This window comes from Staphylococcus sp. HMSC063F05, assembly GCF_001837075.1.
In the GTDB taxonomy this organism is placed as follows: domain Bacteria; phylum Bacillota; class Bacilli; order Staphylococcales; family Staphylococcaceae; genus Staphylococcus; species Staphylococcus epidermidis.
This window is the reverse complement of sequence record NZ_KV831325.1, coordinates 53104-72557: the sequence shown is the minus strand read 5'-3', so window position 1 is coordinate 72557 and position 19454 is coordinate 53104. Positions and strand designations below refer to the sequence as shown.

The following is a 19454-nucleotide window of genomic DNA, read 5'->3' as shown; positions in this document are numbered from 1 at the left end:
ACTAATTTATGATAAAATTATTTTTTTAGAATTTCTAAGATAAATAGGAGAAAAATTAAAATATGTATAAGATTTATGTTGATGAAAAAGGTACTCAATATAGTTATAAACAAAATAAAAATGGGAAGGGTATTAGAATGGCTGGCGACAAAATGGAAACATTTATTTGTAATGCCATTGCAATACCTATGATGAAAGAGAATGCTGTTAAATGTGAATTTCTATCTATTGAAAATACATTTATTGAAAAATATTATAGTAATTCTAAAGATACTAAGTATAATGAAGAAATAAAAACTGCATATTTATTTAAAAGAAAAAAATTTAAATATGGATTTAATTCTTCAAATAATAAAGAATTGAGTTATGCAAACCAAATTTTAGATTTATGTTTAAATCATGAGTTAAATATATGTAATGCTTCTGTACATAAAATTGGAACTATAATTTCAACAAGACTTAAAGAATGGATATTAAGAATAAATAAAACACTCAATCATCCCAATGAGTTGCTGTTATTTTATTCATTTACTAAATATCTTCAAAATAATGCATCTAAAGAAGTGTATGATAAATTATTTGATACAAGAATTAATTCTTATAAATTATTAAAAGAAATAAAAACTGACTTGAACAATATTATTAATGAGAATATAGGAAATAAAAGAATGGAAAAACAAGTAATTAATTATAAAGAATTACTTTTTTATATAGAAAAATCAAAAAAATTAAATTTCAACAGTAATTTTACAACTGAATATAAAATGGATTGGCATAAAATAATCTTTCAATTAGAATCATGGTTAAGTAAAAATATGAGTAAAAATTTTACTGAAATTAATAATTCTTATATTTATTTAGATAATGGTTTACCAAAAGAGGAATTTGAAAAATTAAATGTAAAAAATGTTTATGATGGATTGGATTCAAAAGAATATTATGGATTAAGAATAGCAGATTTCATTGCTGTAATAGTCGGTAATTATATTTCCTTACTTTCTGAACAGAGCAAACATGATGAAAATGATTTGACGAAGATAATACGTTTAGACTCTAATTGGTTTAATAGTAGTATTCAACAATTTAAAATAATTAAAAAATTAAGTAGAGTATTATTAGAAGAAAATAGCTCTGTTATTAAACATGATGTATTTTTTGATGATACATTCCATTTTGAACTATATTTAAAATACTATAATACATTTGATAATTATAGTGATTTTCAAAAAAGAAATTCTAATGAGCATAGTGAATATTTCTTTTGTTTTGCGGCAAAACATATGACGGCTAAATATGGTGAAATACAACATAAAGGTATAGAGAATATAGAAAATATAATTTGAAAATCAGTATTATTATAATTTTAATAATATATTTTAAAACGAAATATTTATTTAATTGAAGCGGAACTATATAAGATAATAATAGTATTTAAAGTGGTGAAAATATGAACAAAAATTCTTTTATAAAACCAATTCTAAAATGGGTAGGAGGCAAACGACAATTACTAAGTGAAATAGTACCCTTAATTCCTAAAAACATAAATACTTATGTTGAACCTTTCGTTGGTGGAGGAGCAGTTTTATTTGACATTCAGCCTAATAAAGCTATAATTAACGACTCTAACAGTGAATTAATAAATGTTTATAAAACAATAATGAATAATCCTGATGAGCTTATCGAAGAATTAAAAATACATAAACTAAATAATTCTTCAGATTACTTTTATGAAATTAGAGCTATTGATAGAGAAAAAAATTATAAAAATTATACAACTGTAAATAAAGCTTCACGAATTATTTATTTAAATAAGACTTGTTACAATGGATTATATAGAGTAAATCAGTCTGGTTTTTTTAATACGCCTTATGGTAGATATAAAAATCCAGATATTGTAAATGAAATAACTATCAAAGCTTTATCGAAATATTTTAATGATAATCATATAGAAATATATAATGAAGATTACAGTAATGTTATTTCTAACCTTGATAAAAACGATTTTGTATATTTTGATCCTCCTTATGTGCCTATTAGTACATCGAGCTCATTTACTGGATATACTGAGGGAGGTTTTACGTTAGAAAATCAAAAAGAATTAAAAAATTATTGTGATAAATTAACAGAAAAAGGAGTAAGATTTTTATTATCTAACTCTGATAGTGAATTTATACATGATTTATATTCTGATTATAATATTAAGACTGTTAAAGCGAAAAGATTTATTAATAGTAAAGCTAAGAACAGAGGGGAAATCAACGAGGTGTTAGTTTCGAATTATGAAATCTAAAAAAAAGAATTTAACTTTAGAGTCTTGGACTAAATTATTTGAAAAATACAAAATAACTCAAGAAGTTAATGAAAATAATTATTTTGTTATATCAACAGAAGCAATAAAAGAATATAGAGAACCAAGATTAATGACAAAATTTGATACTAGCCATTTAAGACCTACAATTTTCAAAAAAAATAAGCTAGGTATTTTACCTATTGAAAGAACTAAATATATAATTAGTGATTTTAAACTTTATGAAGAACTTCCAGATATTATCGAAAAAAATAACTTTGATATTATTAAAGTTAACACTGAAATATTAGAATCATTTGAAACAATAGATAAGGAAAATATAAATTCAGAAGCAAATGCTATTAACATTTTATCAATACTAAAAATATTACCTGACTTTTTAGAAACTGAAAGCAATATATATAGTACTTTTAACGGTAGAATGACTTCTCCAAAGTTTAAATTTAAGATTGATAAATATAAAGGAGATTCATTAGATATTAATGTTAATAAAGTTCAAATTGAAATTGATGCTGGGTTCGAAAGCTTAGATTCAGTAATAATCGTTGAAGCAAAAAGAATATTATCAAAAGATTTTATTATTAGACAGTTATATTATCCATTTAGGCATTGGCAAGAAAAAGTAAGAAAACCTATTAGATTAATATTTATGGTATACACAAATGGTTTATATAGACTTTTTGAGTATGAATTTACCGATATTTTTAATTATTCATCAATTAAATTACTACATTATAAAATATATTCTATTGAGGATACTAATATAACTCAAGACGATATATATGATGCTTATATCAATACTAAAGAAGAGTTTACAGATAGTATTGATATTGAAAATAAAATCCCTTTTATTCAAGCTGATTCAATGGAAAGAATAATTTCTATAATGGAATATATTTATGATAATAAAAAAACTAATGAGAATGAAATTTCTGAAATTATGAGTTTTACTCCTAGACAAGCAAATTACTATTTTAATGCTGGCAGATATTTGGAACTTTTTAAAAAGAAAAATAATAAAAATAAAATGGAAATATATTTAACTCCTTTAGCAAGGCAAATTTATAAAATGAAATATAAGGATAAACAATTAGCTATAATTTCCCAGATATTTAAACATAAAATCTTTAGAATTTGTTATGAAAAAATCCTTGAAAATGGAAGAATGATTTCCAAATATGAAATAGCAAAATTATTAACAAAAAATAACATAGTTGAAAAAAGTTCAGTAAGAAGGGCGCAAACTGTTGTAGCTTGGTTTAAGTGGATTTTTAAGTTAACTGAAATATAAATAATGAATAAGATTGCGACAATATTGTTTTATATAGTATATAATATTATAATATATATAGAATGGTATTGTCGCAATTATTAGGAGATGAAACTTTTTGGATTATTATTCTATATATACAGATAGAGATGGTAAAAGAGAAATTAAAGTTCAGCAAGAGAAGTTATTTTTGAACGAAGGAAAAAAATTAACTCTTGCTGAATTGTTTGAATTTTTCGATTATGAAAAATTTAAACAAAGAGAAAATAACAAATCAAGAATATCAGGGAATATGATTAAAGGTCTAATACGTACAGCTAATCAATTTTATGATGACTGTGTGAGAGTTAAAGACTCTAGAGATAAAAGAAAGACTCTATATCAATTAGGAAGATTACATAATCCAGATGGCTCACCAATTAAAAGAGATGATAAACGTAGGCAAATAAGTGAATTTAATCTTACTTTTAGAATATTACTGATTAGTATTTTATATAATAAATCATTCTCAAATAGTTATAAGTCCTCAATGAATTGGCTCAAAGAATTTGGTTTTATTAATAATAAATACGTAAATGATTATTTTGATATTAATAATAGTGATAAAATATATAATAATGAGCATATAATTTTTACAGAGTATAAAGATAATGGTTTTATCTCAAAAAATTCATATACAATATCAAGCAAGGATAAAAATCAAATTTCATCAGAAAATTTAGAAGATAACAGTGAAATTATAAAAAAAACAGAAATGACTAACGAAAAAGGCGTTCAATTAATTAAAACTTACTTTAATAAGATTAATTCTAAAATTTTATACAGTTTAACGGCTTCTCTAAATTTTTTGGAAAAAAATGATTTAATAGAATACAATGCTGAATATAGAGGTAAATTATTGATAAACAATAATAGAGAATTTCCCCAATATGAAGAAAATAAAATATTAAGTGATGAAGAAGTAAAAAAATATAAAGAAGTTAAAGAAAAAGTTAAAAAGCAAATGATAAAAGAAGGAACATATAAATTTTATCAAAATCCAGCATTTATTAGACGTTTCAATGACTCTTTATTTAATGATGGAATATTAACTTCAGGTGGAATTAGATATTTTAAGGATGTATCTCGAGTTTTAAATATAAAAAGTAAAGTTAATTCATCAAGTCTAAATGAATTTTTAAAGGATTATAGAGAATATAAAAAATTGTTACAATTAAATAATGAAAAATTAATAGAATCTTTTAACAAACTTTTAATTTCTTCAGTTATTGAAAGTAATCATAATCAAGCGAAGAGGCTAAGTAAAAAAATTCAAGAAGCAAAATCAAATGGTTTTGGCGACACAACTGATTTATTCATTGATGAACTTCAAGAATTATTAAATATAAAGTTAATGAGTAAAGAAATCAATGATATGTTACCTAAACTTTTAAATAATAGACATTCTAACAATTTAAGAGATAAACTATATGATGTTAAGATTGAGGATGGCTAATTTTTAATTTTTGTGGATTTTTTATAAAAACTAATGTGTACTTTTTGTCTTTATAATTTTAAGATTTTTTTATCAAAAAACTAAGGGGGAATAATAATTTATAGTTTAAATATCTTAGCATTTTAAAGCTAATAAATTTGACAGTATTACTTACTATAAGATAATATTTTAAAATGTAAACAGTAAGGAATGCTTATCTGACAAGTTTTTTCAAGGCTATGAATGTGGTATTACAATTGAAAAATATAATGATCTCAAAGAAGGAGACATTATTGAAGCGTTTGAAATGGTAGAAATTCAAAGATAATTTTTGAAACTTATTGAGAGGCTATATGCTAAGTTAAGTACTTTAAGATATTTCATAAACCTAATATCTTAAAGTAGAGTATGACATACTTTGCTTAACCAACAATCAAATTGAAGATATAAATTTTTGATTTGGAAAAGCTTAATGTTATGCTATCAATACTTTAGTTATGGTCTCTCATTTAGTATTATTTTATTGATTCGTTGTTGATAATTTAATAAAATGAACATCAATAGTTAATCATTAAATCTGATATTTCACATTTATTTGTGAGTAAAGTAAAAATAAAGAGAGGTGAGATGATGAATAATATAAGAGCAGAACGTGTAGGAGAACAAATGAAACAGGAAATCATGGACATTGTTAATAATAAAGTTAAAGACCCTAGAGTTGGTTTTTTAACAATTACTGATGTTGAACTAACCAATGACCTTTCACAAGCAAAGGTATATTTAACAGTGTTAGGGAATGATAAAGAAGTTGATAATACGTTTAAAGCTTTGCATAAAGCAACTGGGTTTATAAAATCTGAACTTGGTTCTCGAATGCGCCTAAGAATTATACCTGAGTTAACATTCGAATATGATGAATCTATCGAATACGGTAATAAGATAGAACGCATGATTCAAGAGTTACACAAAAATGATAAATAATATATTTTATAGTAGGCACAATCATTCATAAAGCATATTTTTGATATTGCCTACTATTTTTATGTAAAACGCTAATTAAAGAATTAAAATATCGTGTTATAATAATACACGTTATTAAAAGTTAAAGGTGTGACAACATGTATAATGGCATACTACCGGTATTTAAGGAACGAGGTTTAACAAGTCACGACGTCGTTTTTAAATTACGTAAAATTTTAAAAATGAAAAAAATTGGTCATACAGGAACATTAGATCCTGAAGTTAATGGTGTGTTACCAATTTGTTTAGGCGATGCGACAAAAGTCAGTGATTATATCATGGAAATGGGAAAAACTTATCACGCTATGATAACGCTAGGAAAGAGTACGACTACTGAAGACCAAACTGGAGATATTTTAGAAACTAGGGCTGTTGATAAGAATGATATTAATGAAGATACGATTGACCAAGTGTTGCAGCAATTTGAGGGGCATATTCAACAAATTCCGCCTATGTATTCTTCTGTTAAAGTAAATGGAAGAAAATTATATGAATATGCGAGAAATAATGAAACTGTCGAACGCCCTAAACGACAAGTTTTTATTAAAGATATACATAGAATATCTGAAGTTACTTTCCAGGAGCAGACATGTCATTTTGAAGTTGAAGTAACATGTGGTAAAGGAACTTATATTAGAACTTTAGCTACAGATATTGGACTTAAACTTGGTTTTCCAGCTCATATGTCACGTCTAACTAGAATTGCTTCTGGCGGTTTTCAATTAGAAAGTAGTTTAACGATTGATCAAATTAAAGAATTACATGAGCATGATTCATTACATAATGAATTGTTTCCTATAGAATATGGCTTAAAAGGTCTGAAATCATTCCAAGTGAAAGATTCAAATTTTAAAAAGAAAATCTGTAACGGTCAAAAATTTCATAAAAAAGTGTTAAGTCAAAATGTTAAAGAACCTTTTATATTTGTCGATAGTAGCACTCAAAAAGTTTTAGCAATATATATAGTTCATCCAGATAAACCTTATGAAATAAAACCTAAAAAAGTTTTTAATTAAAGGAGAAATAATATTATGAAAGTGATAGAAGTTACACATCCCATACAAAGTAATCAATTCATAACTGAAAATGTTGCTATGGCTTTTGGTTTCTTCGATGGTATGCATAGAGGTCACGACAAGGTGTTTCAAGTGCTTGATGAAAAAGCAAAAGAGCATCAACTTAAAAAGGCTGTTATGACGTTTGATCCACACCCCTCAGTCGTATTAAACCCTGAGCGTAAACGTACAACCTATCTTACACCACTTTCAGATAAGTTAGAAATGATAGCAGAACACGGTATAGACTATTGTATCGTTATCAATTTTTCATCAAGATTTGCTAATGTGACATCTGACGATTTCATAAAAAATTATATTATTAATAATCATGTTAAAGAAGTGATTGCAGGGTTTGATTTCACCTTTGGTAAATTTGGAAAAGGAAATATGACGGTACTTCAGGAATCAAAAGCTTTTAATACGACTATTGTAGGAAAACAAGAGATGGATTCTGAAAAAATTTCTACAACTGCAATACGCCAAGCGCTTACAGATGGTCATTTACAGAAAGCAAATGACGAATTAGGGTATATATATAGGATTAAAGGAACTGTAGTACAAGGTGAAAAACGTGGAAGAACAATTGGTTTTCCAACAGCTAATGTGCAACCCAGTGATGATTATGTACTACCAAAAAAAGGTGTTTACGCAGTGAGTATGGAAATTGGTCCAGAGAGTAAATTACATCGTGGTGTAGCTAACGTTGGAGTTAAACCAACATTCCACGATCCAACTAGGGCTGAGTTAGTTATTGAAGTGAATATATTTGATTTTAATGAAAATATTTACGGTGAACGTGTGACTGTGTATTGGCATCACTTTTTAAGACCAGAAGTTAAATTTGATGGTATCGATCCATTAGTTAAACAAATGAATGAAGATAAAGCGCAGGCTAAACATTTATTATCTATTGATTTCGATGATGATATATCATATAATATATAAAGTTGACAGAGATACAAGATTATTCTTATTCTCTAGATATACCTTTTTCTTAGTAGGTCGATTCTCCGACGCCTCACTCAGATTAAGGAGTTAAATTATAATTAAGGAGGAAATTGATAATGGCAATTTCACAACAACGTAAAGATGAATTAATTAAAGAATATCGTGTGCACGAAACTGATACTGGTTCACCAGAAGTCCAAATCGCTGTATTAACTGCAGAAATTACTGCATTAAATGAGCATTTACGTGAACACAAGAAAGACCACCATTCACGTCGTGGTTTATTGAAAATGGTAGGTCGTCGTCGTCACTTATTAAACTACTTACGTAGTAAAGATATTCAACGTTACCGTGAATTAATTAAATCATTAGGTATTCGTCGTTAATCTTAATATAGAATTAGGAAAGCACCATGGATGGTACTTTCCTTTTTTTATTATGTATCATAATAAAAAATATAAAATCAGTTAAATAAATGATATGATATAAATATTAGAATTAAGAGAGGAGATTCATAATGTCTCAAGAGAAGAAAGTTTTTAAAACTGAATGGGCTGGGCGTTCTTTAACTATTGAGACAGGACAATTAGCAAAGCAAGCTAATGGTGCTGTTTTAGTGCGTTATGGAGATACAGTTGTCCTATCAACTGCAACTGCTTCTAAAGAACCTAGAGATGGCGATTTTTTCCCATTAACTGTAAATTACGAAGAAAAAATGTATGCTGCTGGTAAAATACCAGGAGGATTCAAAAAAAGAGAAGGTCGCCCTGGTGATGAAGCAACGTTAACAGCTCGTCTCATTGATAGACCTATTCGTCCACTGTTTCCAAAAGGATATAGACATGACGTACAAATCATGAATATTGTCTTAAGTGCTGATCCAGATTGCTCACCAGAAATGGCAGCAATGATTGGTTCTTCGATGGCGTTAAGTGTTTCAGATATTCCATTCCAAGGTCCCATCGCAGGTGTAAATGTAGGTTATATCGATGGCAAATATGTCATTAATCCTTCCGTCGCTGATAAAGAAATTTCTAGATTAGATTTAGAAGTTGCTGGTCATAAAGATGCGGTAAACATGGTTGAAGCAGGCGCAAGTGAAATTACTGAGAGTGAGATGCTTGAGGCTATTTTCTTCGGACACGAGGAAATCAAACGACTTGTTGCATTCCAACAAGAAATCATCGATCACATTCAACCGATAAAACAAGAATTTGTACCGGTGGAAAGAGACGAAGATTTAGTTGAAAAAGTAAAAAGTTTAACTGAAGATAAAGGACTTAAGGACACGGTTTTAACTTTCGATAAGCAACAACGAGATGAAAACTTAGATGCTCTGAAAGAAGAAGTTGTTGGTCATTTTCTAGATGAAGAAGATCCTGAAAATGAAACGCTTGTTAAAGAAGTTTATGCAATTCTAAATGACTTAATTAAAGAAGAAGTAAGACGTCTAATTGCAGATGAAAAAATACGACCTGATGGACGTAAAGTAGATGAAATAAGACCTCTTGAATCAGAAGTTGGTTTGTTACCAAGAGCTCATGGGTCAGGTTTATTTACTCGTGGTCAGACACAAGCACTTTCAGTTTTAACTTTAGGCGCACTTGGAGATTATCAATTAATTGATGGTTTAGGACCTGAGGTAGAAAAACGTTTTATGCATCATTATAACTTTCCTAATTTCTCTGTAGGAGAAACTGGCCCTGTACGTGCACCTGGTAGACGTGAGATTGGGCATGGTGCGCTTGGTGAAAGAGCATTACGTTACATTATACCTGATACTCAAGATTTCCCTTATACAATTCGTATTGTAAGTGAAGTATTAGAGTCTAACGGTTCATCATCTCAAGCATCGATTTGTGGTTCAACATTAGCATTAATGGATGCCGGTGTACCAATTAAAGCGCCAGTCGCAGGGATTGCAATGGGACTAGTAACGCGTGACGATAGCTATACAATTTTAACTGATATTCAAGGAATGGAAGATGCATTAGGTGATATGGACTTCAAAGTAGCAGGTACTAAAGACGGTATTACTGCGATTCAAATGGATATTAAAATTGATGGTTTAACTCGAGAAGTTATTGAAGAAGCACTAGAACAAGCGCGTCAAGGACGATTAGCTATTATGGATCATATGCTTCACACGATTGAACAACCACGCGAAGAATTAAGTGCTTACGCACCAAAAGTGGTAACTATGAGTATTAATCCAGATAAAATTCGAGACGTGATTGGACCAGGTGGTAAGAAAATCAATGAAATTATCGACGAAACTGGAGTTAAATTAGATATTGAACAAGATGGTACAATCTTTATAGGTGCTGTAGATCAAGCGATGATTAACCGTGCAAAAGAAATTATCGAAGATATTACACGCGAAGCGGAAGTTGGACAAGTATATCATGCTAAAGTAAAACGTATTGAAAAGTATGGTGCTTTCGTTGAATTGTTCCCTGGTAAAGACGCGTTATTACACATTTCTCAAATTTCACAAGAAAGAATTAATAAAGTAGAAGATGTTCTTAAAATTGGAGATACAATTGAAGTGAAAATTACTGAAATCGATAAACAAGGTCGCGTTAATGCGTCACATAAAGTATTAGAGCAATCTAAAAATTAAAATGTATCATATATGAACTTAATGTATTTGTTCTGTAAAAAGCTGCCGACAAAGCTAAATGCTTTGCGAGCAGTTTTTTTATTTTAATATGACTATTCAGTGAGATAAATGTATTTTGTTAGTGATGTTATATGGTGACTGAAAAACATATATTCAATTAAAATCATTTAATAAGTAAAAGTAATATTTAGTATGTACATGCGACAATTGCTTTATTAAATATGATAAAAATATTAATCTTAAAAAATATAATCTCAATAATCAAATGGTATAACAGTGCAATAATAGTGTACATCAAGGTCGTTTTAACTTATAATAAATAGTGAGTTTATATATGGACGGGTCACTATTTATAGGAGGTAACATTTTGAGTTTAATAAAGAAAAAAAATAAAGATATTCGTATTATTCCACTCGGTGGAGTAGGCGAAATCGCTAAAAATATGTACATCGTTGAAGTAGACGATGAAATGTTTATGTTGGATGCAGGATTAATGTTCCCAGAAGATGAAATGCTTGGGGTAGATATCGTTATTCCTGACATTCAATATGTCATTGAAAACAAAGAAAGATTAAAAGGAATATTTCTTACACACGGTCATGAACATGTTATAGGCGCAGTAAGTTATGTGTTAGAACAAATCGATGCACCAGTTTATGGTTCTAAATTGACAATCGCACTTGTTAAAGAAGCAATGAAGGCCCGAAATATTAAAAAGAAAGTACGTTACTATACTGTAAACCATGATTCAATTATGAGATTTAAAAATGTTAACGTGAGTTTCTTTAATACGACACATAGCATTCCTGATAGCTTAGGCGTATGTATTCATACTTCGTATGGTTCTATAGTTTATACTGGAGAGTTTAAGTTTGATCAAAGTTTGCATGGACATTATGCTCCAGACTTGAAACGTATGGCAGAAATTGGTGATGAGGGTGTGTTCGCATTAATCAGTGATTCAACAGAAGCTGAAAAGCCTGGATATAACACGCCTGAAAATATTATTGAACATCACATGTATGATGCTTTTGCCAAGGTTAAAGGTAGACTTATTGTATCATGCTATGCTTCAAACTTCGTTCGTATTCAACAAGTGCTTAACATTGCAAGTCAACTTAATCGTAAAGTGTCATTTTTAGGTCGTTCACTTGAAAGTTCGTTTAACATAGCACGTAAAATGGGATACTTTGATATACCAAAAGATTTATTAATACCTATTAACGAAGTGGAAAATTATCCTAAAAATGAAGTGATTATTATTGCTACAGGTATGCAAGGTGAACCAGTAGAAGCATTAAGTCAAATGGCTCGCAAAAAGCATAAAATTATGAACATAGAAGAAGGAGATTCAATATTCCTAGCAATTACTGCTTCAGCTAATATGGAGGTTATTATTGCAGATACATTAAATGAGTTAGTGCGTGCTGGAGCACATATAATTCCAAACAACAAGAAAATTCATGCGTCAAGTCATGGTTGTATGGAAGAATTGAAAATGATGTTAAATATTATGAAACCTGAATATTTTGTACCTGTTCAAGGTGAATTTAAAATGCAGATTGCACATGCCAAATTAGCAGCAGAAACCGGTGTAGCACCTGAGAAAATTTTCTTAGTTGAAAAAGGCGACGTGATTAGTTATAACGGTAAAGATATGATTTTAAATGAAAAAGTTCAATCAGGTAATATACTTATTGATGGGATTGGCGTTGGTGACGTAGGTAATATCGTATTAAGAGACAGACATCTATTAGCCGAAGACGGTATTTTTATTGCGGTTGTGACATTAGATCCTAAAAATCGACGTATTGCTGCAGGACCTGAAATTCAATCAAGAGGCTTCGTCTATGTTAGAGAAAGTGAAGAACTTTTGAAAGAGGCTGAAGAAAAAGTACGTAAAATTGTAGAGGAAGGTCTTCAAGAAAAACGAATAGAATGGTCAGAAATCAAGCAAAATATGAGAGATCAAATCAGTAAGTTACTATTTGAGAGTACAAAACGCCGTCCAATGATTATTCCAGTCATATCGGAGATCTAATCTTAATAGAATAATATTTAAAGAGGTTGGGACAATTTAGTAAAGCAAAATCATGTTTAATGACTTTGTTCAACAATTAGTTTTTCTTTTAATTATTTATCAGTTTCTAAAATCTTAGAGTTTGGTAAATATGAAAGTGAATCTAAATAATCTAAGTTGTTCTTGCCTCTTTCATCTTATTAAAAATACATATAAGTATATATTCAAATGGGATGAATACTCTAAATATAGTAATGATGAGAGATTAAAAAAGAAGGTGTAGGTATTGCCACAAGCAAAAAAAAGAACATCGACGAAGAGAAAGGGTAATAAAAAAACGAATAAAAAAAAGCAAAATGAAACGCCTTTAAGATATATATTCTCAATAATTGTAGTAATTCTTATTATACTAGGCGCTTTTCAATTAGGAATCATTGGTAGAATGATTGATAGCTTTTTTAATTATCTTTTTGGTATGAGTCGATATTTAACTTATATTTTAGTACTTATTGCAACAATTTTTATAACATACTCTAAGCAAATACCTAGAACTCGACGTAGTATCGGTGCAATAGTTTTACAATTAGCTTTGTTATTTATAGCGCAATTGTATTTTCATTTTTCACATAATATCACTTCTCAAAGAGAGCCTGTACTGTCCTTTGTTTATAAAGCTTATGAACAAACACATTTTCCAAATTTTGGGGGAGGCTTAATAGGTTTTTATTTACTTAAACTATTTATACCTCTCATATCTATTGTAGGTGTAATAATAATTACTATCCTATTACTAGCTTCGAGTTTCATTTTATTACTTAATTTAAGACATAGAGATGTTACAAAAAGTTTATTCGACAACCTCAAGTCATCAAGTAATCATGCATCTGAGTCAATAAAACAAAAAAGAGAACAAAATAAGATTAAAAAAGAAGAAAAAGCCCAATTAAAAGAGGCAAAAATTGAACGAAAAAAACAAAAAAAATCACGTCAGAATAATAATGTCATTAAAGATGTTAGTGATTTTCCAGAGATTTCTCAGTCAGACGATATTCCAATATATGGTCATAATGAGCAAGAAGATAAAAGACCAAATACTGCTAACCAACGTCAAAAACGTGTTTTGGATAATGAACAATTTCAACAATCATTACCAAGTACCAAAAATCAATCAATAAATAATAATCAGCCATCTACAACCGCTGAAAACAATCAACAACAAAGTCAGGCTGAAGGCTCAATATCTGAAGCTGGTGAAGAAGCCAATATTGAGTATACGGTGCCACCTTTATCCTTATTAAAACAGCCTACTAAACAAAAAACTACTTCAAAAGCTGAAGTCCAACGTAAAGGTCAGGTTTTAGAATCTACACTAAAAAACTTTGGAGTTAATGCTAAAGTAACACAAATTAAAATCGGTCCTGCAGTTACGCAATATGAAATTCAACCAGCGCAAGGTGTTAAAGTAAGTAAAATAGTCAATCTCCATAATGACATTGCATTAGCTTTGGCTGCGAAAGATGTACGAATAGAAGCACCTATTCCAGGTCGCTCTGCGGTAGGAATTGAGGTTCCCAATGATAAAATCTCACTTGTCACTCTAAAAGAAGTTTTAGAAGATAAGTTCCCATCTAAGTATAAATTAGAAGTCGGCATTGGTAGAGATATTTCTGGTGATCCAATATCAATTCAATTAAATGAAATGCCTCACTTACTCGTTGCTGGTTCAACAGGAAGCGGTAAATCAGTTTGTATTAATGGTATTATAACGAGTATATTACTCAACACAAAACCGCACGAAGTTAAACTTATGTTAATCGATCCTAAAATGGTAGAGTTAAATGTTTACAATGGTATTCCTCATTTACTTATACCGGTTGTAACAAACCCACATAAAGCGTCTCAAGCTTTAGAAAAAATTGTTTCAGAAATGGAACGTCGTTATGATTTGTTTCAACATTCATCGACACGAAATATTGAAGGATATAACCAATATATACGCAAACAGAATGAAGAACTTGATGAAAAACAACCTGAGTTACCGTATATCGTCGTAATAGTGGATGAATTGGCTGATTTAATGATGGTTGCAGGTAAAGAAGTAGAAAATGCTATCCAACGTATTACTCAAATGGCTAGAGCAGCGGGTATACACTTAATTGTAGCTACTCAAAGACCTTCCGTTGATGTTATTACTGGTATTATTAAAAATAACATTCCATCAAGAATTGCGTTCGCTGTAAGTTCTCAAACTGACTCTAGAACAATAATTGGTGCTGGTGGAGCTGAAAAGCTACTTGGTAAAGGTGATATGCTATATGTTGGTAACGGAGAATCTACTACAACCCGAATTCAAGGTGCTTTTTTAAGTGATCAAGAAGTGCAAGATGTTGTTAATTATGTTGTAGAGCAACAGAAAGCAAATTATGTTAAAGAAATGGAACCAGATGCACCTGTAGATAAATCAGAAATGAAGAGTGAGGATGCTTTATATGATGAAGCTTATTTATTTGTAATAGAAAAGCAAAAAGCTAGTACTTCTTTATTACAACGACAATTTAGAATCGGTTATAATCGAGCTTCAAGGCTCATGGATGATTTGGAACGTAACCAAGTTATTGGTCCACAAAAAGGAAGTAAACCTAGACAAATATTAGTTGATTTAGAAAATGACGAGGTGTAAAAATGTCGGAAATGAGTGCAATCTATAGAGTAAAACAATACATTTTAAATTTAATCAAAGATGGTGAACTAACCAATGGAAGTAAATTACCTAGTAATTTGTCAATTGCGAGAGCATTAAATGTTAAAACAGATGATGTTTATGATGGTATAGATGAGTTGATTACTGAACAAGTAGTAACGGATAATTTTGAAGAGGGGACTAGCGTAAAAGTAAAGCCCCCTTTCTATTACCCGTTAAATAAAATTATTAGTATAGGGACTATGATTAAAGAAGCGGGTTATGAAGCAGGAACAGAATATCTGAATCTTGACGAGCAACCTGCAACTATTTTAGATGCTGAACATTTAGGTATAGAAACAAAAGAACCTATAACAATTATTGAGAGACTAAGGACTGCTAATCATAAGCCTGTCGTATATTGTTTAGACAAAATAGCAAAAACTTATCTAACTTGTACAGATTATCAACAGAGTAGTGGTTCAATGTTAGAAGCTATTAAAGCATCTACAAATCATCAAATCATGCATGCAGAAATGGATTTAGAAGCAATTAGTTACGAACCCCATATCTCTGAAGTGCTTAATGCTTCACCTCACGAAGGGCTTATGTTACTTAAAGTAGTACATTATGACGAAAAGCATCAACCAATTTTGTATTCTTTAAATTATATTAAGAGTAGTTTAGTTAAATTCACTATTACTAAAAGTGAATAAATTGTCATATTAAAACCAGGAGGTTAGATTTTGAAGAGATTCAATCAAGATAACACAAAAGTTCGAGTCAATGTTTTGCCTACCGATAAATTTAAAACAACGACAATTACCTTTAAATTTATGGCACCATTAAACTATAAAACAATTACTTCACGTTCAATTTTAAGTAAAGTATTAGTTCGTGCAACACAACAATGGCCCACCGATAAAACTTTAAATAAACAGTTATCAGAATTGTATGGCGCCTATGTTAATAGTTTTGTTTCTAAGTTTAAAGATAAGCATGTTATTACAATCTCATTAGAAGTAGTTAATGAAAAATTCTTAAAAGATAAAACCCCTTTATTTGAAAAGGGATTAGATACGTTAAAAGAAATAATTTGGAATCCATTAATCAAAGATAGATGCTTTGATCATACATATGTAGCTCAAGAAAAGTCTTTACTTAGCAAAAAACTTGAAGCAATGGAAGATAATAAAGCACAGTATTCATTTCTTCAGTTAATGAATTATATGTTTAAACAAGAACCCTATCGATATATAGCGACAGGTCAATTAGAACAAATTCCACAAGTGACTTCTGAAAGTCTATACGATACATATCTATCCATGGTACAAAATGATGATTGTGCCATATATGTTGTAGGAAATATTAACAAAGAGGAAGTAACGCAACTAATTCTAGATAAGTTTGCAATTAAGCCTTTCTATTTAGAAAATAAAGAAAGTACTGAAATCACACCTTCTTTTGATCAACCGCAATATATAATTGAAAAAGACGATGTTGACCAAGCTAAATTGAATTTGGGATATCGCTTTCCATCTTATTATGGGAAAAGTAATTACTATGCATTTATAGTATTAAATATGATGTTTGGAGGAGATCCTTCCTCAGTACTATTTAATGAAGTCAGAGAAAAGCAAAGTTTGGCATACTCTATACATTCACAAATTGATGGTAAAAACGGATTTTTATTTGTTTTAAGTGGTGTTTCTGCTGAGAAATATGAGCAAGCAAAAGATACTGTCATCAAAGAGTTTGATAAGATAAAAAATGGAGATTTTGATTCTAATAAAATTGAATTAGCTAAAAAAATCATTATTTCCCATAGACACGAAGCATCAGATAGACCTAAAAGTATAATTGAAATACTACATAATCAATTATTATTAAACCGACAGCAAACTGATCAAGATTTTATAAATGCAGTTAATCAAGTGACGAAAAAAGATGTTATTAAATTGGCAAATGAAGCTGTTCTAGATACAATTTATGTACTAACGAAAGGAGACCAACACTGATGAAAACACATCAATATGAACTTATAGATGAGAAAGTTTTCGAACATGAGTTTGATAATGGATTGAAATTATTTATCATTCCTAAGCCTGGTTTTCAAAAAACGTATGTGACCTACACAACACAGTTTGGTTCATTGGACAATCATTTTAAGCCCATAGGTAGTCAGCAATTTGTAAAAGTTCCTGACGGTGTGGCACATTTTTTAGAACATAAATTGTTTGAAAAAGAAGATGAAGATTTATTTACTGCATTTGCCGAAGAGAATGCGCAAGCTAATGCTTTTACAAGCTTTGATCGTACGAGTTATTTATTTAGCGCAACAAGTAATATTGAAAGTAACATTAAACGTCTCCTCAATATGGTAGAAACACCTTATTTTACTGAAGAAACAGTTAATAAAGAAAAAGGGATTATAGCTGAGGAAATTAAAATGTACCAGGAACAACCAGGATATAAATTAATGTTTAATACTTTAAGGGCTATGTATTCCAAGCACCCGATACGGGTGGATATCGCTGGTAGTGTTGAAAGCATTTATGAAATAACAAAAGATGATTTATATCTATGCTATGAGACATTTTATCATCCCTCTAATATGGTGTTGTTTGTGGTAGGCGATGTTAGTCCTCAATCGATAATTAAACTTGTAGAAAAGCATGAAAATCAAAGAAATAAAACTTATCAACCACGTATTGAACGTGCGCAAATTGATGAGCCTAGAGAGATAAATCAACGGTTTGTTTCTGAGAAAATGAAGTTACAGTCACCACGATTGATGCTAGGTTTTAAAAATGAACCATTAGATGAAAGTGCAACTAAATTTGTTCAAAGAGATTTGGAAATGACATTTTTCTACGAATTGGTTTTTGGAGAGGAAACGGAGTTTTATCAACAACTTTTAAATAAAGATTTAATAGATGAAACATTCGGTTATCAATTTGTATTGGAACCGAGCTACAGTTTTTCAATTATTACTAGTGCAACACAACAGCCTGATCTATTTAAACAATTAATAATGGATGAATTAAGAAAATATAAAGGAAACCTTAAAGATCAAGAAGCATTTGATTTGTTGAAAAAGCAATTTATTGGAGAATTCATATCAAGTTTAAATTCTCCAGAATATATTGCTAATCAATATGCAAAACTCTATTTCGAGGGAGTGAGTGTATTTGATATGCTTGATATCGTAGAAAATATTACGTTAGAGAGTGTAAATGAAACTTCCGAATTATTCTTGAACTTTGACCAACTTGTTGATAGTCGTTTGGAGATGGAAAATAGATGAAAGCGCTAGTCATAGGTGGTTCTGGAACAATAGGTCGTGCCATTGTAAAACGACTGCTATTTGAAGGTTATGAAGTTTTCTTACATTATCATTCAGCTCAATATTCTGATTTAAGTAATCAATTTAAAAATAGCAAAGTTACATTTATTCAATGTGATTTAACCAAAGATATAGAGCTCGAAGATTACTTTGGACACATTGACGAGCTAGATTGTCTAATTTATACCAGTGGGACAGCATTATATGGCATGTTACAAGATATGAGTGATTGTGACATCGATAATAGTTATGCATTAAATGTAAGACAATTTATACGTTTGACTCGCTACTTTATTGATATTTTAAGGCAGAGTAACAATGGACGTATCATTGTTATTTCATCAATTTGGGGAGAAACTGGAGCTAGTTTAGAGACAATCTATTCAGCGATGAAAAGTGCTCAAATTGGTTTTGTTAAAGCATTAAGTCAAGAATTAGCTTTAACTTCAGTAACTGTAAATGCTATTACACCAGGTATGGTAAAAGGGAAAATGAGCGATGTATGGTCGAAAGATGAGTTATCGAATATAGTATCAGAGTTACCTCAGCAAAGAATGATTGATCCTTCTGAAGTGGCACATGCTTGTGCATACTTGTGTAGTACTATGTCAAAAAGTATTACGGGTACAGTACATAAAGTGAATGGCGGATGGTATATTTAAATGCTTTGTCAGTAAAAGATAAGTTTCTTGTTTCAATTGTTATAG

Annotated in this window: 15 protein-coding genes and 1 pseudogene; all 16 read left to right on the top strand. The window is 29.7% G+C overall.

What is annotated here, in order from left to right; genetic code table 11:
• The first annotated feature begins 62 nt into the window (after positions 1-62).
• Positions 63-1343: a DUF3800 domain-containing protein gene (locus HMPREF2576_RS02660; protein ID WP_049319212.1), complete on the top strand. Its 1281-nt coding sequence runs from the start codon at positions 63-65 to the stop codon at positions 1341-1343.
• Positions 1344-1447: 104 nt separating this feature from the next.
• Complete coding sequence (locus HMPREF2576_RS02655; RefSeq protein WP_049319213.1) at positions 1448-2290, top strand: DNA adenine methylase; 843 nt, start codon at positions 1448-1450, stop codon at positions 2288-2290.
• On the top strand, positions 2280-3599 hold the full coding sequence (locus HMPREF2576_RS02650; RefSeq protein WP_049319215.1) for a type II restriction enzyme: 1320 nt from the start codon (positions 2280-2282) through the stop codon (positions 3597-3599). Before HMPREF2576_RS02655 ends, HMPREF2576_RS02650 begins: the two co-directional genes overlap by 11 nt.
• A 97-nt stretch (positions 3600-3696) precedes the next feature.
• Positions 3697-5073 (top strand): hypothetical protein, encoded by a 1377-nt coding sequence (locus HMPREF2576_RS02645; protein ID WP_049319216.1) that lies wholly within the window; start codon positions 3697-3699, stop codon positions 5071-5073.
• Between the two features lie 211 nt (positions 5074-5284).
• Positions 5285-5380: pseudogene (locus HMPREF2576_RS12615) on the top strand (hypothetical protein); the annotation flags it as partial.
• A gap of 302 nt (positions 5381-5682) precedes the next feature.
• Positions 5683-6033 (top strand): 30S ribosome-binding factor RbfA, encoded by a 351-nt coding sequence (gene rbfA, locus HMPREF2576_RS02640; protein WP_001829509.1) that lies wholly within the window; start codon positions 5683-5685, stop codon positions 6031-6033.
• Positions 6034-6170: 137 nt separating this feature from the next.
• Positions 6171-7088: a tRNA pseudouridine(55) synthase TruB gene (gene truB, locus HMPREF2576_RS02635; protein WP_002439525.1), complete on the top strand. Its 918-nt coding sequence runs from the start codon at positions 6171-6173 to the stop codon at positions 7086-7088.
• A 15-nt stretch (positions 7089-7103) separates the two neighbouring features.
• A complete protein-coding gene (locus HMPREF2576_RS02630; RefSeq protein ID WP_001832563.1) occupies positions 7104-8075 on the top strand; it encodes a bifunctional riboflavin kinase/FAD synthetase in 972 nt (323 codons plus the stop codon).
• 119 nt (positions 8076-8194) lie between these two features.
• The gene (rpsO, locus tag HMPREF2576_RS02625) at positions 8195-8464 is read left to right on the top strand and encodes a 30S ribosomal protein S15 (protein WP_002439528.1); all 270 of its coding nucleotides are present in this window, start codon (positions 8195-8197) and stop codon (positions 8462-8464) included.
• Between the two features lie 131 nt (positions 8465-8595).
• Complete coding sequence (gene pnp / locus HMPREF2576_RS02620) at positions 8596-10701, top strand: polyribonucleotide nucleotidyltransferase (protein ID WP_001832554.1); 2106 nt, start codon at positions 8596-8598, stop codon at positions 10699-10701.
• A gap of 367 nt (positions 10702-11068) precedes the next feature.
• On the top strand, positions 11069-12742 hold the full coding sequence (gene rnjB / locus HMPREF2576_RS02615; protein WP_070856158.1) for a ribonuclease J2: 1674 nt from the start codon (positions 11069-11071) through the stop codon (positions 12740-12742).
• Positions 12743-13007: 265 nt separating this feature from the next.
• A complete protein-coding gene (locus tag HMPREF2576_RS02610; RefSeq protein ID WP_002439534.1) occupies positions 13008-15401 on the top strand; it encodes a DNA translocase FtsK in 2394 nt (797 codons plus the stop codon).
• 2 nt (positions 15402-15403) lie between these two features.
• The gene (locus tag HMPREF2576_RS02605) at positions 15404-16117 is read left to right on the top strand and encodes a GntR family transcriptional regulator (RefSeq protein ID WP_002439536.1); all 714 of its coding nucleotides are present in this window, start codon (positions 15404-15406) and stop codon (positions 16115-16117) included.
• Positions 16118-16147: 30 nt separating this feature from the next.
• Entirely contained in the window at positions 16148-17419 is a 1272-nt protein-coding gene (gene yfmF, locus HMPREF2576_RS02600; RefSeq protein ID WP_002439538.1) for an EF-P 5-aminopentanol modification-associated protein YfmF, read from the top strand.
• Positions 17419-18708, top strand: coding sequence for an EF-P 5-aminopentanol modification-associated protein YfmH (yfmH, locus tag HMPREF2576_RS02595; protein ID WP_001832569.1), 1290 nt, complete (start codon positions 17419-17421; stop codon positions 18706-18708). Before yfmF ends, yfmH begins: the two co-directional genes overlap by 1 nt.
• Positions 18705-19409, top strand: a complete 705-nt coding sequence (gene ymfI / locus HMPREF2576_RS02590; RefSeq protein ID WP_002439542.1) for an elongation factor P 5-aminopentanone reductase — start codon at positions 18705-18707, stop codon at positions 19407-19409. Before yfmH ends, ymfI begins: the two co-directional genes overlap by 4 nt.
• Positions 19410-19454: the final 45 nt, after the last annotated feature.